Raw genomic sequence first — 19,239 nt, forward strand, 5'->3', positions numbered from 1 at the left:
GCGGAAAAGACCACATTTCTCCAGGCGGAAGCTACGACACTGCAAAACTTGTAAGCAAGAAAGTTTTTGGATGGGACGCTCCTGTTACAATGAAGTACGACTTTGTAAAACTCAAGGGCGTTCCTGGAAAAATGTCGTCTTCAAAAGGAAAAGTAATTTCGCTTGTTGATGCTCTTGAAGTTTATCAGCCGGAAGTTTTGCGCTACATTTTCGCCATGAACAAAGTTGACCATGAGTTCAGCATCAGCTTTGACTTGGACGTTGTTACAATATACGAAGCCTACGATAAGACAGAACGAATTGCTTGGGGAATCGACAAGGCAAAGAACGAAGATTTGTTCCTCAAGGAAAAACGCATTTACGAGCTTAGCCAGATTGAAAACGGAATGCCGAAAGTTCAGCCGTACCAGATTGCTTTCCGCCTGCTTACAACTTTGCTTCAGACTTATTCAGGCGACATCGATGCGGTTATTGCTTCTCTCAAGGATGTAAAGGAAGAACAGAAGGAAACTTTGCGCCGCCGCTGTGAATGCGCCTGGTACTGGATTAAAGAAAGTGCTCCAGACTGCGCTCCGGATTTCTGCTTTACTTTAAGAGAAGACGGTTCTAAGGCTGAAGATATTTCGGGCGAAATGCTGACTGCTGTGCGCCGTGTGCGTGATGAAGTTGTTCCGCGCCTTGATACTTTTGCGGTTGACAAGGAATGCCAGCAGGCAATGTACGACATTGCGACAGAACTCGGCCTTGAGTCAAAGGCATTGTTTACAGCTTTGTATCATGCTTTGATTGGAAAAGATCAGGGGCCGCGCCTTGCAAGTTTCTTTAGGATTATCGGAAAAGAAAAACTTCAGAAAATCCTGAGCGTATACTAAAAAAATGTCGTTGCCATATCAAGTATGGCAATGGCATTTAGAACTTGTTAGACAACCCTTAATCTAGGTCGTTTAAATGAAGAAGAGAATTTATTTTTCACTTGCGCTGAATATTCTGATTGCTGCATTTGAAATTGCTGCTGTGATTTTGTCTTTAATTGAATATGGCGGATTTAGTTTCTTTAAGTTTTATACGCAGGACAGCAATATCTTTTTGGGAATTTCAAGTGCTGTAATGGCGGCTTGTAAAATCAGTTTTCTACGTTCAGGAAAAAAGGTTCCTGATTCAGTAAAATTGTTTTCTTACATTGCGGTTTGCTGCACAACGCTCACAATTACGGTTGTTCTGGCTTTGCTCATTCCGAATGCTGGCGGCTACACAATGAAAAATTTCAGCCACTATATGCTTGAAGGTTCTGGGCTTTTTATGCACTTTATGTGTCCTGTTTTGGCTTTGGTTTCTTTTATCTGCTTTGAAGAAATTCCTCTGAAATTTTCGTATACTGTTTACGCTATTGTTCCTACTTTAGTTTATGCGGCTGTTCTTTTTGTCTTGAATATTGCCCGTGTTTTGGTTGGTCCGTATTTTTTTCTTCACGTTTATGAGCAGAGTATTCTTGCTTCTGTGGGCTGGACGTTTGTTGTAATCGGCGGAAACTATTTGATGAGCGTTGGAATCTGGGCGGCATCTAAGAAAAAATCATTTTGAAAATTGCATTTTGTGTTGTAGTTGCGAATGATTTCTTAAGTATGCTAAAATGAGCTATGTTAAAAAATTTTCTTTGGGTGTTTTTTATTTCGATGGTGCCGCTTATTGAGCTTAGGGGCGCGATTCCTGTTTCGCAGGCGTTAAAACTGCCGGTGATTTCTTCTTATATTATCAGCATAATTGGAAATATGATTCCAGTTCCTTTTATTTTTTTGTTTGCAAGAAAATTTTTGGAGTGGGGGCAGAACAAGCGTCTTGTAGGCGGAATCTGCCGTTTCTTTTTGCTCAGGGGAACTGCTGCCGGTGAAAAAATGCAGGCAAAAGCTGGACGCGGGCTTTACTTTGCGCTTTTTCTTTTTGTAGGAATTCCGCTTCCGGGAACTGGAGCTTGGACCGGAACTCTTGCAGCTAGCCTTTTGGACTTGGACGGAAAAAAGACATCTCTTGCCGTTATGGGAGGCGTTCTGCTTGCCGGCATGATTATGCTTGTTTTGACATTGCTTGGATTCGGAGCTGCAAACGCGGTCGCAGGGTAAATAAAAAAGCTGCCCGATTAGGACAGCTTGTGTTTGTCTTTTAGTGTCGTTCTTGCATTTGATGCTGGAATGGATATTTATGCTGCTGTTTTGTAGTCAGTAACAGCAATTTCTGTAACACTTTCCTTTAGCTTGTTTACAATCTTTTCGATGTTTTTTGCGACTTCATCAGTAAAAAGCTCTTCGCCGCATTGAGAGCATTTTAGACAAGGAACATTGCGGATAATTACAATGCATTTTCCAAGGTCTGCCATGAATGTTGTAATATCTTCTTTCATTTTTCCTTTGCAGAAAAAGCAGTTTTCATTTTTCATTATAATCCTCCTGTTTTTTTCTTGTATCAAAGTTTTTGTTCCAGTTTTCTGAACTAGGATAGTATGCCGTTATCATCCATATATACTCTTCGTTTGAACTGCAACAGATGTGCAGTTTTTTGTTTGATTCTGTTTTGCCAAGAATAAGGCAACTTGGCACAGGATAGTCGTCTACATACTGCTCTATAATTTTGCCATTCATTATGGCATTTTCAACGTCAGCTTGGCTAATTCCACGCTGAATAAGCCTTGTAAGAATGTGCCTTGTCCAGCGGATTTTATGCTCTTTGCAAAGTTCTTGTATTTTTTTCAAGTTGATATTATTTGATTCCATTGCATTTATATTATAGCATAAAAATTAAAAAGCTGCCCGGTTAGGACAGCTTGTGTTTGCTTATGCTTGCAATGCCGTAACTGCTACTGTTGCAACAATGTCGTCAACGTTGCAGCCGCGGCTAAGGTCGTTAAGCGGTTTTGCGAATCCTTGGCATACAGGTCCAATTGCCATCCAGCCGCCCATTCTCTGGGCAATCTTATAGCCGATGTTTCCTGCGTTGATATTTGGGAATACAAAAACATTTGCGTGTCCTGCAACTTTGCTTCCCGGAGCTTTTAGCTCTCCAACTTCTGGAGCAACCGCGGCGTCAAACTGAAATTCTCCGTCCAATGCCAAGTCTGGTGCTTTTTCCTGAGCAAGTTTTACTGCTTCCTGAACTTTTGGAACGCTCTTGAAGAACTTGTCATCGTTTCCGCTTCCTTTTGTGCTGAAGCTTAGCATGGCGACTCTTGGCTCGATTCCTGCAATTTTCTTTGCTGTATCGGCTGTTGCAACTGCAATGTCTGCAAGTTCTTCACTTGAAGGCTCAATGTTGATTGCGCAGTCAGCAAGAAGCGCAACACCTTCTTTTATGTATTTGTTTCCGCATTCCGGGGCAACCATGATAAAACTTGATGAAACTGTCTTTATTCCAGGCGCGGTCTTTATAACCTGAAGTCCTGGACGCAATGTGTTTGCTGTTGAATGGCAAGCTCCGCTTACAAATCCGTCCGCATCTCCTGCCTTGAGGATAAGAGCTCCGAACATTGTGCGGTCTTTGAGAATGTAGTTTTTTGCATCCTGAACTGAAGGATATTCTGCCTGCCCAGTTTTCTTGTTGATTTTGCCTTCACGTGTTTTGAACAAAAGTTCTGCATACTTGTCTGTGTTTGGGCTTGTGACTGGATCTACAAGCTCAATTCCTGAAAGGTCAACTCCTGGAGCTGCCTTTGCGCATTCTTCTGCGTTTCCGATAAGAATGATTTTTGCAATTCCTTCCTTTACGATTTTTGCAGCCGCTTCAACAACTCTCTTGTCTTCGCCTTCGCAAAGAACGATTTTTTTTCCGGCTGTCTTAGCCTTTTCCTTTAACTGTGAAACAAAATCCATAATGCACCTTCTTTGATTGTTTTGCTTGAAAATCGGGCAACCGGAATTCGAATCCGGGACCTCGTGCCCCCCAGACACGCACGCTAACCAACTGCGCTATTGCCCGAAAAGCACTGCAATTATATCAAATGGCGTATTGATTATCAATTGCAGCGGAAAAGGTATATTTTGTTCATCTTGTGCGCATACTTCATTTTTATTGCAACAGGGGGTATTTTGTGGTAGCATTTTCGGCAGATTCGTAAAAGAAAATGAAGAACAATATTAAGCTAAAAAATCATCTATTGTAATTATTTTAGTTTCAACTCTCATTGTCACAAATCTTTTTGTGGGAGTGGTTTCCTACTATGTTTCTGCGGGCGCAGTAGATGAAATCAGTTCGAGCATCGGGTCTCTTGAAAAAATGATTCAGGTTTAATCCGAAAATGTTCAGCAGGCATCTTCTGCAATTGAACAGATGATTGGCAATATATCTTCCGTGAATGCTTCCGTGGGCAAGATGATTTCTTCCTTTGACCAGTTTGAGGAGCATTCTAATACTGGAATTGCCAACCAGTCGAATGTAAATGAAATGATTCTTGACATTGAGCAGCAGTCGAAAATTCTTCAGGACGCGAACTTTGCGATTGCAGGCATTGCTTCGCAGACAAACCTTCTTGCTATGAATGCCGCGATTGAGGCAGCCCATGCAGGCGAGGCCGGAAGGGGATTCAGCGTGGTTGCGGATGAAATTAGAAAATTGTCGGCAACTTCATCGGAGCGCTCACATTCCATAGGCGCGCGGCTGGCAAAAATTCAGGAGACAATAAAAGGCGTTGTCTCTCTTTCAAATGAGACATTGTCGGAATTTTCGCTTGTTTCAGACAATATTGCGGAAACAGGCCAGATTGTGGCGCAGATAAAAAATGCGATGGAAGAACATCAGATAGGCTCAAAGCAGATTATAGATGCCCTTCAGTCTATGAACGATTCTACTGCCGAAGTAAAATCTTCGTCTGCGAAAATGTCTGAGGACAACAGGCATATCCTTGCAAAAGTGAAAAAGCTTCAGTCAACTGCTTTGACAATAAAAGACAGTATGGACAGAATGCAGGAAAACTCCACGGCTGCAGATGAGAGCAGGAAGATGCTTTCTGCAATTTCCGGCGATATTACAGACTCAGTAAAAGAAATCGGCGGCAAGATTGGACTTTTCAAGGTGTAGCACTGGCTTACATTTTTTTTCGCTTTCTTTTTTTCCCCCAGACAGCTACAGTACGCATCGTTGTTTAAATGAAGGCTTAAAAAAGGCAAAATTCAGCTGTATAGACAATATCAGGTGTTTTTTATAAAAAAAATATATTTTTTTTAGTTTCCTTTTGGATTTTCCAGACAGTTTGATATATAATATAAATAGGTAGTCCTAATTCAGGGCTTTATAAAGCAGTTAAAAACGGCGCAGGAAGAGAGGCGAATGCAGAAAACGCTCTGTTTTGCTGCCGCGGAAGCGGCAACGTTGATAGTTCAAAGGAAAAACAGTGCGTATTTTTGCAGACACATCTCGAACAGAATCTGTTTTTAGATAGAATTGTATTCAAATTAACAGGAGAAAACTATGAAGAAATCTATTTTCTTGATTTTACCAGCGGTAATGCTAATGCTTGCCTCGTGCATGGATTCCGCAAGCGGAAACGGTGGAGCTGGCTCTGTTCGTGTTGCGCTTCCGGGCTCTTCCCGGAATGTCTCTAGCAGTGACAGGGCCGACTCGTACACAGTTTCCCTGCTGAAAGGCGGAAAAGTTATAGAAAGCCAGACAGCCGTGCCGGGGGGGGGCAGTGGAGTTCAATGAGCTTGATGCCGGAAGCTACACGGTTGACGTTGAGGCGACTTTAAGCGGTGCCTTGAGCGGCGTGGGAAGCGCGGAAGTTGCAGTTACAGAGGGTGAGACGGCTTCATGCAGCGTTCTTATGAACAGAGTGTACACTGCGGCGCAGGCTGCGGAGCGTATAGCTGAGCGTATAAGCGATGATAACGGCGAGAACTGGAACATAATTGTTGCCGGTCCGATAGATGACGACGGCTTGTTAGAAATAGCTAAAAATTTAAAGGATGTTCTTACAGAAGGTTGTATAAGCCTTGACCTTGGCAGGACAACCGGGCTTAGCTCAATTGGTGTGACAAAGTTTCAGAACTGCACAGCTCTTTCTGCCATAGTTCTCCCGGAGGGAATAGGCTCTATTTATGAAAATGCTTTTGATGGATGCACATCACTTGCAAGTGTAACGATTTCAGATACTGTGAATGAAATAGGACAACTTGCGTTCCGTAATTGTTCTGCTCTTAAGAGCATAGAGATTCCAAACAGTGTAACAACGATTGCTATTGGCGCGTTCAGGGACTGCACGGCTCTAACAAGCATAGAGATTCCAAGGGGAGTAATTACGATTGGTTCAGACTCATTTAATGGTTGCACGGCTCTTGAAAGTATAGAGATTCCAGACAGTGTAACAACAATAGAAAGGGCTGCATTTCATGGATGCTCGTCTCTAACAGATGTATATATTCCGGACAGCGTTACTGAAATTGGAAATCAAACATTTACTAAGTGTTCCAATCTAAAAAGCATAGTTCTTTCGGCGGGAATAACTTCAATAGCTGAGCAAGTATTCAGGGAGTGCACGGCTCTAACAAGCATAGAAATTCCAGATGGCGTAAGTGAAATAAAAAGTAGTGCATTTATGAGCTGTGAGGTTCTTGAATCTATAACAATTCCGGTTAGTGTAACTTCAATTGAAACAGGTGCATTCGTTTCATGCAATAAACTGAAAGGTGGAACTGTAAAATATAAAGGCTTGTCGGATGATTGGAATGGAATTGCAATAGGCAGTAACAATCCTCCTTTTGAAAGCGGCAGTGGTATCAAAATAATATGTTCTGATAATAAAACAATAACTCTATAGCCAATCTTTTTCTACACCATGCAATGTGAATAACAAGACCGCGTCTGTTTAGGCGCGGTTTTGTTGTTGGCCATGAGGTCCTGGCTGGTGATTTGCTTTCCGTCTTTGTAGTACTCGTCATATCGTTTAGTCGGAGCTTTTTCCACTTTTAGGTAAGTCGCTCTCTTTATATTTTCAGTCTCGTTTTTGGAATCCTTCTCGCTCAGATTGCCGTCAATATAAAGTATGGCTTCTTTCGGTGTTATTACTGATTCGCTGCTGATCTCATATTTACATATAATCTTCACGTATGAACCATCCCGCTCGCCTTCTTCTGTTAATATGAGTGTTGTTCCGCTCACCGTGTACTTGTATTCCTGGTTTTTCTCATACTGTTTGCTTCCGGCTCTAAGCGGAATGTCTTTCCTGTGCTAATTGTTTGATTTTTTCATTTGTGTTAATATGTTTACAAAATTCTTGCCGGCATGGAAATACCGGTTTTTCGAGGTGAAGTATGGCAAAGAATATTGATTGGGCGAATCTTCCTTTTGGTTATCAGGTAACAGATAAGAGATTTGTTGCTAACTACAAGAACGGCGCATGGGACGCAGGCGAGCTTACTTCCGATGCTACTGTGCATATTTCTGAGTGCGCTGGAGTTCTTCAGTATGCCCAGACTTGCTTTGAAGGTCTTAAGGCTTACACAACAAAAGACGGCAGGATTGTTACTTTCCGCCCGGACTTGAACGCTGACCGCATGGCTTCTTCTTGTGAGCGTCTTGAAATGCCGGTGTTCCCAAAAGAGCGTTTTGTTCAGGCAGTTCTTGATACTGTTAAGGCGAACATTGACTGGGTTCCTCCTTTTGGAAGCGGCGCGACTTTGTATATCCGCCCGTATATGTTCGGTTCAAATGCTGTGATCGGAGTAAAGCCTGCTGACGAATATCAGTTTAGAATTCTTGTTACTCCAGTTGGTCCGTATTTTAAAGGCGGAGTCAAGCCGATTGTTGTTCGCATTTCAGATTTGGACAGAGCAGCTCCTCATGGAACAGGCGACATAAAAGCAGGTCTTAATTATGCGATGAGCCTTCACAATATCATGGATGCGCACAGAAACGGATTTGCAGAAAATATGTATCTTGATCCTGCGACACACACTTATATTGAAGAAACTGGCGGCGCAAATATCCTTTTTGTTACAAAGGACGGAAAACTTGTTACTCCAAAGTCAACCAGCATTCTTCCTTCAATCACACGCCGCTCTTTGATTCAGGTTGCAAAAGATTATCTTGGAATTGAAGTTGAGGAGCGCAAGATTAACAAGAATGAGCTTGCGGACTTTGCGGAATGCGGACTTTGCGGAACAGCTGCTGTAATTTCTCCAATTGGAAAAATTGTTGATCACGAAAAAGAAATCAATGTTCCAAGCGGAATGGAAGAAATCGGACCTGTTCTTAAAAAGCTCCGTGAAACTTTGACAGGAATCCAGATGGGCGAAATAAAAGCTCCAGAAGGCTGGATTTACGAGATTAAATAAACGGAAAATATTCAGTTTGCTATTGATTCCCTGGCTGCGGTCAGGGATTTTTTATAGACTGAAATTGCTTTATTATCATTCAGGCTCAATCATTGCCGTGCTTGAAAACTTGTCATTATCGGACTTGATCCTGCGATGTTTCTGAAAGAAACTCGATTGGTAATCTCCTGCACTGTATAAAAAAGACTCCTATGTCAAGCACAGGAATGACAGATAAAATTCTCATTGTTCTGTGCTGAATTTTTTCTTTCTGATAATCAGATACGAAGTTATTACTGCTGTTCCGGTTATTACCCAGCTGATTGGGTAGACGTTCATTATTGTTTCAAATGAAGTATATTTTTTGAATACGGTTGCAAGCCACACAAGTCTCAAAAGGCATGAGCCTGCCAGTGTAAGAACTGCCGGGAGCATTGAGTATCCCATTCCGCGCAAAGCGCCTGCTGTAATTTCGTAGCTGCTTGTAAGAAATTCAAGGGATTCCACATGGACTAGTCTTATGAGGGCAAATGTAATAACTGCTTCATCCACGGTGTAAACTCTAATCACTGCTCTTCTAAAGAACACAAAGACAAAGCACATTGCCCCGGAAATAATTACGCTGCACATCATTGAAAGCCTGTATATTTTTTTGCATCTGCTGAATTTCTTTGCGCCGTAATTTTGGCTTGTGAATGTTGTGGCTGCCTGAGTGAACGCGCTTACAACAAAGTATGAAAAGTATTCAAAGTTGAGCGCCGCCGCCGAGCCTGCCATCGCATTGCTTCCGAATGAATTTATTCCGCCTTGAATGCAGATGTTTGAAAAGCAGAAAACCATTCCCTGTAATCCTGCCGGAACTCCTATGCGCGCTATTTTTGCAAGCTGGCTTTTGTTTATATGAAGTTTCCTTAAATCCAGTCTGAGTTCCTCTTCTTCATTCAGCAGAAAGAAAATTATCATTGCCGCGCTTACGTAATTTGAAATTACAGTTGAAATTGCAACTCCCGCAACTCCCATTCTGAATACGATTACAAACACAAGGTTCAGGATAACGTTGAGAATTCCAGCCGCAATCAAACTGTACAAAGGGCGGTTTGAGTCTCCCTTGCTTCTTAGAACTGCCGAGCCAAAGTTGTACACCATGATTGCCGGCATTCCAAGAAAGTAAATGCGCAGGTAAAGAGCTGCAAGAACAAGAACTTCATCTGGCGTTCCTATTGCTTCAAGAATTGGCTTTGAAAGAATCGGACCTATGAATGCAAGAAAGATTCCGCTTATAATTGCCACAGAAATTACTGTGTGCACTGCTGACTTGATTTCGTCTTTTCTTTTCTGGCCGATTAAAGTTGCAATCAGAACATTTGCGCCGATCGACATTCCCACAAAAATATTTATAATTAAGTTGATTATCGGAGCATTGTTTCCTACCGCCGCCAAAGATGTGCTTCCAGAAAATCTTCCCACGACTGCCACATCCGCGGAATTAAAAACTTGCTGAAGAATGCTGCTTGCCGCAAACGGAAGAGAGAACACCAGAATCTTTCCAAGAAGCGGACCGTTGAGCATGTCAATTGAATTTTTTCCTGCGCTCATTTTACGACTTCTCCAAAACAAAAAGATATTCGGAAACGTGAATGTTTCTTGCGTTGAGGTTTCGCGAGCCTCTGAATGTATTGTATGAGATTTCAACGGTTTTGAGTTTTCCGTATTTTTCAAGCATGGATTTCATTTCGCCGAATTTAATAAATCCCTCTGAATTATAAGAAACAATTATAAATTTTGCATCAAGCGCGCTGATTATTTTTTCCATGGAATCCAATGCGCTGTGCTTTTTGTTGAACATTGAGCGGTTCCAATTCGCAGGAATTCCTGAAACTTTGCTGAGCTTGGCGTCCGGTATTTTGTTTTGCGCGATTATGTTCAGCATAAAATAATTTGAGCCGTAAGGATGCTGGTTGTACGGCGGATCTAAATATGCGATGTCAATTTTTTTAAGCTTGGAAGAAAGTTCAACGGTGTCTTCTTTGTAGATTTCAGTTTTTGACTTGAAGTTGCTGAACACCGGAACTGGAAGCTCCACTTGTCCCATGATTCTTGAAAGCGCGTTTTTTCCTGTTCCGCCAAAGCAGCCAAGCCCTGTGTTTTTGTTTTTGTAGAATCCCTTGAAAATTCCAGAAGTGTTTACGTGTACAGAAGCTTCTGTTAAAAGCGGCGCAATAAAAAATTTCTTGTATTCTTCGCAGTCAACAAGTTTGTCTATTAGCGTGCGGTAAGAGTCGATTCGTTCCGCGTTTTCCCTTGTGTAAAAAGCCCGCTCGCCTGCCTGAATGTCTTCTGTGTTTTTTGGCGCGTAGTTTGCGCAGATTATTCCGGGGATTTTCTGTTCAAAGAATTCTTTTTCAATCGATTTTCTGTAGCTGAAATATTTTTCGCTGTCAAAGTCTTTCTTGTTAAAAAGGTAGCAGCTGTTCAGGATTGAAGAATAGTCTTCCAAGTCGTTCACAATTACCGTTGAAGAATACTGCTTGAGCATCCGCGCAACAATTCCCGAGCCTGAAAATAAATCCGCGCAGACAAGCTTTTGTTTTTTGAGCTTTGATTTTATCTGTTCAATTTCGCTTCGGATATTTCCAATCAGAATCCGTTTGTTTCCGATGTAAGTTATAATTTGCGTTGTCAGGTAGTCTGTGTTTTCTGCCATTTTCTGTTCCTCGCAAATTCAGCGGAATGTTTTACAGTTTCTGTTTTGCTCAAGGATTTAAAAAGGAAAATTTCTGTGTTCTAAGATACTCTAGAAAGCAAGGAACTTCAAGAGATTTTTACGACACGGAGCTCACGCATCAGCATCCACCGCCTTTTCAAGCTCCTCAAAGGTTTTGTATGTGTCGTATTCTCCTCGGCTGAATTCGGCTATTGCCTCATCAAGTCCGTTTATATTTTTTGCATGGGAATTTTTATATAGAAGAAAATCAATGTAGTCTGAAACTTCCGTAACAAGATTTTCCGGAAGCGACCTTACTTTCTTTTCAAGAATCGCTGTTGTCATACAAAGCCTCCTTGCAAAAGTATACATTTCTTTTTTTGGGAAATCAACTTTCAGCGGAAAAAACATCTTGAACCGACTGACATTGCCTATGTCAACCGGACAATCTGTATTCACGTAAGAGATTGCCGTGTCAACGCACGGGAATGACAGTTTGTCCCATGTCATTCCCGCGCTGACAGGCAGTCAATCTTGGTTACAAAATTCATCTTAATTGACCTATGTTCTATAAAACGGTATTATATGCGTAAAAGTTCTACTTAAATCTTCTGCTTTCAAAAAATTTAAATAAGGGGTAAGAATAATGCCGTATTCTGAGCCAACTGATCTTGCTGTTGTAGCCTGTCCGGGCGGAGAGTCTTTCGCCAACGAAGTCATCACACATTTGCGCCATATGTACAAGCACCGTTTTTCTTTGAAGAGCGATGTTATTTCAAAACGCTACGGACTTGAAAAGGAAAATATCGTTCAGCAGATTAACTTGAAGAATGATATTGAAACTAGCGACCTGTGCATCCGCGGTGCAACAGACAAATACCGTGCGCCGTTTTTTAAGGTAAATGCAAGGTTCACATATTTTGCAAACGGAGAATTCAAGACAGAACTTTTGGATTGCATCCGCGGAAAAGATGTTTATATTTTTCAGGATGTTGAAAACCACGAAAAGCTTGCTCTTAACGACGGAAAAAATGTTCTTAGCCTGAGCGTAAACGACCACGTTATGAGCCTTCTTGTTACTATTGATGCAGTTCGTCAGGCTGGAGCGCGCCAGATTACTTTGGTTTTGCCTGCTTATCCTTACAGCCGCCAGCATAAAAAGAAGAGCCGTGAAGGTCTTACCGCAGCTCTTTTGGGACACATTTACGAAATGATGGAAGTTAAGCGCATTATTACCCTTGACCTTCATTCACGCGAAATTGTAAATGCGTTTGCCCACACTCATTGTGAAAATCTTCATGCTTCATACCAGATTATCCGCGAGCTTGCACGTGTAGTTGATCTTACAAAGGAAGATCTTGTTGTTGTAAGCCCGGACACTGGAGCAATTGACCGCAATAAATTCTATGCGACTGGACTAAAAAAGCCTCTTGCCATGATTTACAAGGAGCGCGATTATTCAATCGTTACTCAGGATGCAAAAAATACAAACATCAAGAGCATAAAGCTTTTGGGCGATGTAAAAGGAAAAGTTGCATTCCTTGCAGACGATATGCTTGGCACAGGCGGAACTTTGCTCAAAGCAATGGGATTTTTGCATGAGCAGGGCGCGACAAAAGTTATTGCCGCAATCAGCCTTCCGTTCTTTACAGGAAATGCGATTGAGCAGTTTGACGAAGCCTACAGCAAAGGTTTGTTCTATAGAATAATTGGAACTAATGCGGTTTACCATGAAGAGCTTTTAAAGCGTGAATGGTATATCAGCACAAATGTTTCTGGTCTTTTTGCAAATGTAATTACAAGGCTTCATCACGACCAGTCTTTAAGCGATTTGCTTGACAACCGCACAATCATAGACAAGCTTATAAAAGTTTCAACACCTGCTGAAAAAGCTGAGTAATATTTTAAAACGGCATATTTCTTTTTGATGAATTATTCTACAAAAGCGGTATGCCGTTATTGTTTTTGGAAAATTGTTTTTTATGGAACAAACTGTTCTTGCCGTTGATATTGGAACATCTTCTTTAAAGGCTGCCTTTGTTTCTGAAAAAGGAAAAGTCTGCTCATTCAGCCGCCGTCCATTTTTGCTTTGTAATACCGAACACGCTTCAAAAGAATGGCTTCCTGCCTTTCAGAATGCTTTGCAGGATTTGTTTTCCAAGTCGCCAGAAATACGTCCAAGCGGAATATGTGTAAGTGGGAACGGTCCTACTCTTGTTGCACAGTCCGGCGAAACTTTTTTATGGAACGAAAAAGTTGTTCAGTTAAAATCCAGTTCCCTTTTTGTTCCGCGCTTGCTTGCGTTTAAAGACAAGTTCCCTGATGTATGGAAAAAGAGTGAACTGGTTTTTAGCGGCCCTGAATATTTTTTGTGGCTTCTTACCGGAGAGCCTTGCACAATTCTCCCTGAAAAAAGATTTGAGTCCGCGTATTGGAACAAGCAGTTTCTTTTGGAAAGCGGATTTTCAAATGACGAAATAAATAAGCTTCCGTCTTTTGCAGAGCCTTCGCATAAACTTGCAGGACTTTCAAGAAAAGCCTCTTCATTTTTGGGCGCGGAAGAATTTGGAATAAAAGAAGGACTTCCTGTTTTTTGCGGTGCTCCTGATTTTATTTCTGCGCTTGTTGGCACGGCGACTGTAAAGCCTGGCATTTTGTGCGACAGAGCTGGCTCTAGCGAAGGCATTAATTTTTGTACTTCTGTTCCGCTTGAAGCTGAAAAAATCCGCACGCTTCCTTCTGTTGTGCCGGAACTTTGGAACGCTTCTGTTTTGCTTCCTGATTCAGGTTCAAAGTTTGATTCTTTTAAGCTTAAGATTGAACGTGAGCTTGGAAGGCAGATTGAATATTCTGTTCTTGTTCAGGAAATAATCGGCAGCGACGGAACAAATGCTTCTTTAGATCAAGGCAAATATCTTATGATTCAGACCGCGTTGAATTTAAAGGATGCACTTGGAATTTTAAAAGATGCCGCTGCAAAAAAAGGAATTGCATTCCCTGATGAAATGCGTGTTGCTGGAGGGCAAGCAAAAAGCGCGCTTTGGAATCAGATGAAAGCCGATATAACTGGAATGAAAATTTCAGTTCCTTCTTGTCCTGACGCAGAACTTTTGGGAGATGCCGCGTTTGCATTTACAGCGTTGAAAGTTTTTCCTACTTTGACTTCGGCATCTGAATCTTTGTTTTCCAAGGCGGAAACTTTTTATCCGCAAAACTATTAAGGGCTTGGACGCACGTGAAGCTTTATTCAATTCCAAAGAAAATAAAAACTTTTATTTTTGACATTGACGGAACTCTTTATACAAGCCCGGAATTTGTTGCGGAGCAGGTTGATGTTCAGATTAGGCACTATGCGCACATAAACGGCATTTCCGAAGATTCCGCTAGAAACATGATTGAAAGCTACAGAAAAAAGTGGAGCGCAGAGCACGGCGGAAAAAAAATCAGCTTGGGGAACACTTTTCCTGCGTTTGGTGTGGATATTGAAACTAGCATAAAATGGCGCAACGAGCTTTTGCAGCCGGAAAAATATCTTTTGCCGAACTTAAAGCTAAAAGAATTTCTTGGGGAATTGAAAAAATCCTTTAACTTGATTTGCGTTACAAATAATCCTGTAAAAGCCGCAAGAAGAACTTTGAAAGCCGTGGGAATTTCTGAGCTTATTCCCGATGTGATTGGACTTGATACTTGCATGAAGTCTAAGCCCGCGAAGGAAATGCTTGAGCTTGCCGCAAAAAAAACTTCCAGTGAATTCAGCGAGTGCGTTTCTGTGGGAGACAGATTTGACATAGACATTGCGCTTCCTCTTGAGCTTGGCATGGGAGGAATCCTTGTAGACGGCGCACAGGATGTTGTAAAGATTCTCGATGAAATAAAATCTATTGACTAAAAAAAATCTTTGCTGTATAAGTTTGAACTCCGAGGTGTTTTATGGCTCAAGAAAAACTTATTGACAAAGTAAACGATACTCCGCTTAGAAAAATCGCTTATCCGCTTGTAATTGAAAATCTTCTTTTTCTTGCATTTTCCAGCATTGATGTTTTTATGCTGTCTGGCTATTCAGACAAGGCTGTTGCGGCGGTAGGTCTTATAACCCAGTACACTTGGTTTCTTCTTGTTTTGCTGCAAGTGATTCCAAATGGAGCGACTATTTCCCTTACAAACTTTTTGGGAGCAGGGCAGGTTGAAAAAGCCAAGAAGATTTCCCGGACGGCACTGCAGATGGTGATTGTATTCGGCTTGTTTTTTGGACTTGTGTTTGCGTTTTTAATTCCGCAGATTCTAAAAAAATACAACATTGACGATGAAGTGCGATTGTTTGCAAGCCAGTATGCTTTTATTTATTCGGCATTTTCTGTTTTCAGTGGAATCTCTATAGTTCAATCTTCTATTTTACGAAGCTACGGACACACAAAAGATGCAATGGTTGTAAATGCAATAGCAAACTCTTTAAATATTGTGGGCAATGCGCTTGCTTTGTACGGCTGGTTTGGATTGCCGGTTCTGGGCGTAAAAGGCGTTGCAATTTCCACAGTCGCAAGCCAGTTCGCAGGAAGTGTAATTCTTTCTATCCGAATCGCTTGCTTAAAAGATTCCAGGTATTCAGTAAAAAATCCGTTTAAGATTGTAAAAAGCGAATGGAGGCAGATTCTTAGAATTGGTGTTCCAACCGCAGGCGAAAGTGTTTCCTGGAATTTGTCGCAGCTTGTTATAATGATTATAATTACAACATTTGGAACAGAAGCAATTGCCGCGTTCACTTATCTTATGACAATCTTGCGCTTTATCTATATGATTGCAATTTCCATAGGAACGGCTTCTCAAATTAAAACAGGACACTATTGCGGCGCGGGACTTCAGCAGACTGCATACAAAAATGTTTTTTGCTATCAAATCTCTGGAAGCGCAGTGAGCCTTTTTATTGCGACTGTAATTTTTATTTTCCGCCGCCAGATGATTGCGCTTTTTACTACAGACACTGCGATTACTTCTATAATACTTTCTGTAATGCCTGTAACATTTTTTCTGGAACTTGGACGTTCTATAAATGTTATTACAATTCCGTGCCTTATGGCTTCTGGTGATATTCATTTTCCTGTTGGAGCCGGAATCTTTTCAAACTGGATGATTTCAACTTTGCTTTCTTATGTTTTTGCGATTGTGTTTGGCTGGGGATTTATTGGCGTTATAATTGCAATGGCGTGCGATGAACTTTTCCGCGGAACTCTGATGATTTTTAGATGGAAGTCAAAAGTCTGGATGTATAAAAAGGCAGTGTGAAAGGTTTGATGAAAGACAAAGCCCGTGCAATTTTTTGCACGGGCTTTGTCTTTTAACAGCACTGTAGATTTATTTTTTCCAAGGGTTTTTGCGGATGAATGTTTCGTCACGCTCGTAGCCTACGGAAATAATGCTTACTGGTGTGCCGGTGAAGGCTTCAATGAATTCTACATAAGCGCGCGCGTTCTTTGGCATTTTCTTGTAGCTTCTGCATTCTTTGAGCGAAGTTTTCCAGCCGGAAAATTTCTGAAGAATTGGCTTTGCGCTGTTAAGCTGGTCAATGTTTGCAGGAAAGTCTGTTACAATTTTTCCGTTTATTTCATAGCCAACGCAAGCTTCAATCTGATCCATTGCATCGTAAATATCAAGGTGCGTAAGAACAAGACTGTCCAAGCTGTTTACACGGCAGGCATAGCGCAATGCAACCAAATCAAGATAGCCACATCTTCTGGCTCTTCCTGTTGTAACTCCGTATTCACGGCCTGTGTCGCGCACATACTGGCAAAGCTCGCCTTCGCTTGTGGCATTGAACTCTGTTGGCATAGGACCGTTTCCGACTCGTGTTTCATAAGCTTTGAAAACTCCAAGAATATGGTCAAGGTTATGAGGACCGATTCCGCAGCCTGTTGCAGCTCCAGCCGCACAAGAAGCTCCAGAGCTTACATAAGGATATGTTCCAGAATCAATGTCGAGCATTGCTCCCTGTGCGCCTTCAAAGAGAATGTTTTCCTTGCGGAATTCCCACATTTTTTGTGTAAGGTCTACACGCATCTGCAAAAGCTGCTCTTTGTATTTATCAAGATATTCAAGGTCTTCTTTTTCAAGGTCAGCAAGTTTTTCTGTCCAGTCCAAGTCTGCAAGCCGAAGTCCGTCGCGGTGAGCTTTTTCACTGTAGGCGATTCCGATTCCACGGCCGGTTGTTCCAATCGGGCGTTTGCGGGAAGCGTCTCTGTCTTTATCCATCTGGCGGTATCTTGGAAGAATAAGGTGCGCGCGGTCGGAAATAAATACTCTGCCTTCCCAGTCCACGCCGTTGTCTTTTATCATTTTAAGCTCTTCAAACAAGGCTTCCGGGTCGATAACCATTCCTGCTCCAAGAAAAACCTTTTTGTCTGAATAAAGGATTCCGCTTGGAACTTGATGAAGCGCAAATTGTTTTCCATCTACAACAATTGTATGTCCTGCGTTCGGACCTCCTGAATAACGGACAACATATTTTGCGTCCTTTGCAAGGTAGTCTACAATTTTGCCTTTTCCTTCATCGCCCCACTGAGCGCCAATGATAACAACATTCATTTATAATTCCTCCAAGGCTTTCCGCCTAGAATTTTTAATTTAGTTTCAGCTGTGAATAGAAGTGTTGCGTACTGTAACATCGTGCGCGCTTCCTTCGCTGATTGTTGTAGATGAAACAAGTGTAAGTTTTGCTTTCTGCTGAAGTTCTGGAATTGAAAGTGCGCCGCAGTTGCACATTGTGTGAATTACTTTGCTCATTGAAAGCGAAACATTGTCGTGCAAGCGTCCGGCATAAGGAACGTAAGAGTCTACTCCTTCTTCAAACGCCATTCCCTTTTTTCCGCCAAGATCGTAACGCTGCCAGTTGCGCGCCCTGTTGCTTCCTTCGCCCCAATATTCCTTTACGTAGTTTCCGTTGATTATAAGCTTGTTTGTAGGAGACTCATCGAATCTTGCAAAGTAGCGTCCGAGCATTACAAAGTCCGCGCCCATTGCAAGAGCAAGTGTTATGTGGTAGTCGTGAACGATTCCGCCGTCCGAGCAGATTGGAACATAGATTCCTGTTTTTGCGTAGTATTCATCGCGCGCTTTTGCAACTTCGATTGTAGCTGTTGCCTGTCCGCGTCCGATTCCTTTTTGCTCGCGTGTAATGCAGATTGAGCCGCCGCCAATTCCAATTTTTACAAAGTCCGCGCCGTTTTCTGCAAGGAACATAAAGCCTTCGCGGTCAACAACGTTTCCAGCCCCAACTTTTACATCTTTTCCGAATTTTTCGTGGATGTCGTGAAGGGCTCTTGCCTGCCATTCAGAATATCCTTCGCTTGAATCAAGGCACAAAATATCAACGCCAGCCTTTAAAAGTGCCGGAACTCTTTCCATGTAGTCGCGTGTGTTGATTCCTGCACCAACAATGTATCTGTGGTCGCTGTCCATAAGCTCGTTTGGATGGCTTTCGTGGTTGTCAAAGTCTTTTCTGAATACAATTGAAACAAGATGATTTTTGTCATCGATTATAGGAAGCTGATTTACTTTGTGCGCCCAGATTAAGTCGTTTGCCGCGCTCAAAGTGATTCCGTCTTTGCCGGTAACAAGTTTTGCAAAAGGCGTCATGTATTCGCTTACTTTTGAATTTGCAGGAACATGGTCAATTCTAAAGTCGCGCTCTGTAATAATTCCTTCAAGCTTGCCGTGGGCAGTTCCATCGTCTGTTACGGCAATTGTGCTGTGTCCAGTTTGTTCTATTAAAGATACAACTTCTTCAAGAGTCTGATCCGGGCGGATATTTGAGTCGGAAGTTACAAAGCCGGCTTTGTATGATTTTACGCGCGCAACCATTGCCGCCTGATTTTCGATTGTCTGTGAGCCAAATATAAAACTGATTCCGCCTTCTTTTGCAAGGGCAATTGCCATTTTGTCATCAGAAACCGACTGCATGACCGCGCTTACCAAAGGAATGTTCATTGAAAGCGAAGGTTTTTCGCCTGATTTTTTGTTGAATCTTACAACTGGTGTTTTCAATGAAACATTTTCTGGAATGCATTCTGCGGATGTGTAGCCGGGAATTAACAGATACTCACCGAATGTGTGAGACGGTTCTTCGTAAAAGTATGCCATTTTGCCCTCTTGAAATGAAATTAGGCAGCTATAGTGCCTTAGAAATTTCAGCATATTATATAAAAAACAGCCTGTTCTGTCTATTCTTTAGTTATGGAGGGAGGAAAACCAACT

20 protein-coding genes and 1 tRNA gene are annotated in these 19,239 nt (G+C 41.9%); 11 read left to right on the plus strand and 10 right to left on the minus strand.

The genetic code is table 11. From position 1 onward, the window contains the following. From lysS to B4C08_RS02215, 3 genes are all read left to right on the plus strand, one after another. The coding region (gene lysS, locus B4C08_RS02205) for a lysine--tRNA ligase (protein WP_296662416.1) at positions 1 to 872 on the plus strand (872 nt) is incomplete at its 5' end. Positions 873 to 948: 76 nt separating this feature from the next. Further along, positions 949 to 1,581 (plus strand): hypothetical protein, encoded by a 633-nt coding sequence (locus B4C08_RS02210; protein ID WP_296662418.1) that lies wholly within the window; start codon positions 949 to 951, stop codon positions 1,579 to 1,581. Between the two features lie 56 nt (positions 1,582 to 1,637). Beyond that, entirely contained in the window at positions 1,638 to 2,117 is a 480-nt protein-coding gene (locus tag B4C08_RS02215; RefSeq protein ID WP_295796564.1) for a COG2426 family protein, read from the plus strand. Positions 2,118 to 2,194: 77 nt separating this feature from the next. On the opposite strand, the gene B4C08_RS02220 is transcribed toward B4C08_RS02215, so the two are convergent. From B4C08_RS02220 to B4C08_RS02235, 4 genes are all read right to left on the minus strand, one after another. After that, positions 2,195 to 2,431 (minus strand): type II toxin-antitoxin system MqsA family antitoxin, encoded by a 237-nt coding sequence (locus B4C08_RS02220; RefSeq protein WP_296662420.1) that lies wholly within the window; start codon positions 2,429 to 2,431, stop codon positions 2,195 to 2,197. After that, positions 2,421 to 2,765 (minus strand): DUF4258 domain-containing protein, encoded by a 345-nt coding sequence (locus B4C08_RS02225; RefSeq protein ID WP_296662422.1) that lies wholly within the window; start codon positions 2,763 to 2,765, stop codon positions 2,421 to 2,423. The genes B4C08_RS02220 and B4C08_RS02225 overlap by 11 nt, the downstream gene beginning before the upstream one ends. A gap of 60 nt (positions 2,766 to 2,825) precedes the next feature. Continuing rightward, the gene (gene pta / locus B4C08_RS02230) at positions 2,826 to 3,857 is read right to left on the minus strand and encodes a phosphate acetyltransferase (protein WP_296662423.1); all 1,032 of its coding nucleotides are present in this window, start codon (positions 3,855 to 3,857) and stop codon (positions 2,826 to 2,828) included. Between the two features lie 32 nt (positions 3,858 to 3,889). After that, a tRNA-Pro gene (locus tag B4C08_RS02235) sits at positions 3,890 to 3,963 on the minus strand. A 351-nt stretch (positions 3,964 to 4,314) separates the two neighbouring features. Here B4C08_RS02235 and B4C08_RS02240 point away from each other — a divergent pair. The 3 genes from B4C08_RS02240 to B4C08_RS02250 all read left to right on the plus strand — a co-directional run bounded on the left by B4C08_RS02240 (position 4,315) and on the right by B4C08_RS02250 (position 6,796). Continuing rightward, positions 4,315 to 5,061, plus strand: coding sequence for a methyl-accepting chemotaxis protein (locus B4C08_RS02240; protein ID WP_296662426.1), 747 nt, complete (start codon positions 4,315 to 4,317; stop codon positions 5,059 to 5,061). Between the two features lie 390 nt (positions 5,062 to 5,451). Then, positions 5,452 to 5,685: a hypothetical protein gene (locus B4C08_RS02245; protein WP_296662427.1), complete on the plus strand. Its 234-nt coding sequence runs from the start codon at positions 5,452 to 5,454 to the stop codon at positions 5,683 to 5,685. Further along, entirely contained in the window at positions 5,672 to 6,796 is a 1,125-nt protein-coding gene (locus tag B4C08_RS02250; protein ID WP_296662430.1) for a leucine-rich repeat domain-containing protein, read from the plus strand. Before B4C08_RS02245 ends, B4C08_RS02250 begins: the two co-directional genes overlap by 14 nt. Before the next feature lie 11 nt (positions 6,797 to 6,807). On the opposite strand, the gene B4C08_RS02255 is transcribed toward B4C08_RS02250, so the two are convergent. After that, on the minus strand, positions 6,808 to 7,137 hold the full coding sequence (locus tag B4C08_RS02255) for a hypothetical protein (RefSeq protein WP_296662433.1): 330 nt from the start codon (positions 7,135 to 7,137) through the stop codon (positions 6,808 to 6,810). Positions 7,138 to 7,289: 152 nt separating this feature from the next. Here B4C08_RS02255 and B4C08_RS02260 point away from each other — a divergent pair, with 152 nt between their 5' ends. Further along, entirely contained in the window at positions 7,290 to 8,312 is a 1,023-nt protein-coding gene (locus tag B4C08_RS02260; RefSeq protein ID WP_296662435.1) for a branched-chain amino acid aminotransferase, read from the plus strand. A gap of 222 nt (positions 8,313 to 8,534) precedes the next feature. Here the strand turns inward: B4C08_RS02260 and B4C08_RS02265 are convergent, their stop codons facing one another. From B4C08_RS02265 to B4C08_RS02275, 3 genes are all read right to left on the minus strand, one after another. Continuing rightward, entirely contained in the window at positions 8,535 to 9,887 is a 1,353-nt protein-coding gene (locus B4C08_RS02265) for an MATE family efflux transporter (RefSeq protein ID WP_296662437.1), read from the minus strand. A 1-nt stretch (position 9,888) separates the two neighbouring features. After that, entirely contained in the window at positions 9,889 to 10,995 is a 1,107-nt protein-coding gene (locus B4C08_RS02270) for a DNA adenine methylase (RefSeq protein ID WP_296662439.1), read from the minus strand. 132 nt (positions 10,996 to 11,127) lie between these two features. Next, the gene (locus B4C08_RS02275; protein ID WP_296662440.1) at positions 11,128 to 11,340 is read right to left on the minus strand and encodes a DUF2281 domain-containing protein; all 213 of its coding nucleotides are present in this window, start codon (positions 11,338 to 11,340) and stop codon (positions 11,128 to 11,130) included. Positions 11,341 to 11,641: 301 nt separating this feature from the next. On the opposite strand from B4C08_RS02275, the gene prs reads away from it, so the two are divergent. From prs to B4C08_RS02295, 4 genes are all read left to right on the plus strand, one after another. After that, positions 11,642 to 12,895: a ribose-phosphate diphosphokinase gene (prs, locus tag B4C08_RS02280; protein WP_296091406.1), complete on the plus strand. Its 1,254-nt coding sequence runs from the start codon at positions 11,642 to 11,644 to the stop codon at positions 12,893 to 12,895. 82 nt (positions 12,896 to 12,977) lie between these two features. Then, complete coding sequence (locus B4C08_RS02285) at positions 12,978 to 14,216, plus strand: xylulokinase (protein WP_296662442.1); 1,239 nt, start codon at positions 12,978 to 12,980, stop codon at positions 14,214 to 14,216. Positions 14,217 to 14,230: 14 nt separating this feature from the next. Beyond that, positions 14,231 to 14,884, plus strand: a complete 654-nt coding sequence (locus B4C08_RS02290) for an HAD family hydrolase (RefSeq protein ID WP_296662444.1) — start codon at positions 14,231 to 14,233, stop codon at positions 14,882 to 14,884. A 41-nt stretch (positions 14,885 to 14,925) separates the two neighbouring features. Further along, positions 14,926 to 16,275 carry an MATE family efflux transporter gene (locus tag B4C08_RS02295; protein ID WP_296662445.1) on the plus strand — a complete coding sequence of 450 codons (1,350 nt, stop codon included), beginning with the start codon at positions 14,926 to 14,928 and terminating at the stop codon, positions 16,273 to 16,275. Between the two features lie 69 nt (positions 16,276 to 16,344). Here B4C08_RS02295 and purA read toward each other — a convergent pair whose 3' ends face one another. Continuing rightward, the gene (gene purA, locus B4C08_RS02300; RefSeq protein ID WP_288985209.1) at positions 16,345 to 17,571 is read right to left on the minus strand and encodes an adenylosuccinate synthase; all 1,227 of its coding nucleotides are present in this window, start codon (positions 17,569 to 17,571) and stop codon (positions 16,345 to 16,347) included. A gap of 45 nt (positions 17,572 to 17,616) precedes the next feature. Further along, entirely contained in the window at positions 17,617 to 19,125 is a 1,509-nt protein-coding gene (locus B4C08_RS02305) for an IMP dehydrogenase (protein ID WP_295800227.1), read from the minus strand. Positions 19,126 to 19,239 lie beyond the last annotated feature (114 nt).

The sequence above is a fragment of the Treponema sp. UBA753 genome (assembly GCF_002297325.1).
In the GTDB taxonomy this organism is placed as follows: Bacteria; Spirochaetota; Spirochaetia; order Treponematales; family Treponemataceae; genus Treponema_D.

Coding starts and splice junctions, on each gene's coding strand:
- B4C08_RS02245 (WP_296662427.1), top strand. CDS start 5,452: ATGAAGAAATCTATTTTCTTGATTTTACCAGCGGTAATGCTAATGCTT.
- B4C08_RS02275 (WP_296662440.1), bottom strand. CDS start 11,340: ATGACAACAGCGATTCTTGAAAAGAAAGTAAGGTCGCTTCCGGAAAAT.
- purA (WP_288985209.1), bottom strand. CDS start 17,571: ATGAATGTTGTTATCATTGGCGCTCAGTGGGGCGATGAAGGAAAAGGC.
- B4C08_RS02295 (WP_296662445.1), top strand. CDS start 14,926: ATGGCTCAAGAAAAACTTATTGACAAAGTAAACGATACTCCGCTTAGA.
- B4C08_RS02270 (WP_296662439.1), bottom strand. CDS start 10,995: ATGGCAGAAAACACAGACTACCTGACAACGCAAATTATAACTTACATC.
- B4C08_RS02260 (WP_296662435.1), top strand. CDS start 7,290: ATGGCAAAGAATATTGATTGGGCGAATCTTCCTTTTGGTTATCAGGTA.
- pta (WP_296662423.1), bottom strand. CDS start 3,857: ATGGATTTTGTTTCACAGTTAAAGGAAAAGGCTAAGACAGCCGGAAAA.
- B4C08_RS02220 (WP_296662420.1), bottom strand. CDS start 2,431: ATGAAAAATGAAAACTGCTTTTTCTGCAAAGGAAAAATGAAAGAAGAT.
- B4C08_RS02265 (WP_296662437.1), bottom strand. CDS start 9,887: ATGAGCGCAGGAAAAAATTCAATTGACATGCTCAACGGTCCGCTTCTT.
- B4C08_RS02210 (WP_296662418.1), top strand. CDS start 949: ATGAAGAAGAGAATTTATTTTTCACTTGCGCTGAATATTCTGATTGCT.
- B4C08_RS02225 (WP_296662422.1), bottom strand. CDS start 2,765: ATGGAATCAAATAATATCAACTTGAAAAAAATACAAGAACTTTGCAAA.
- B4C08_RS02240 (WP_296662426.1), top strand. CDS start 4,315: ATGATTGGCAATATATCTTCCGTGAATGCTTCCGTGGGCAAGATGATT.
- B4C08_RS02305 (WP_295800227.1), bottom strand. CDS start 19,125: ATGGCATACTTTTACGAAGAACCGTCTCACACATTCGGTGAGTATCTG.
- prs (WP_296091406.1), top strand. CDS start 11,642: ATGCCGTATTCTGAGCCAACTGATCTTGCTGTTGTAGCCTGTCCGGGC.
- B4C08_RS02215 (WP_295796564.1), top strand. CDS start 1,638: ATGTTAAAAAATTTTCTTTGGGTGTTTTTTATTTCGATGGTGCCGCTT.
- B4C08_RS02285 (WP_296662442.1), top strand. CDS start 12,978: ATGGAACAAACTGTTCTTGCCGTTGATATTGGAACATCTTCTTTAAAG.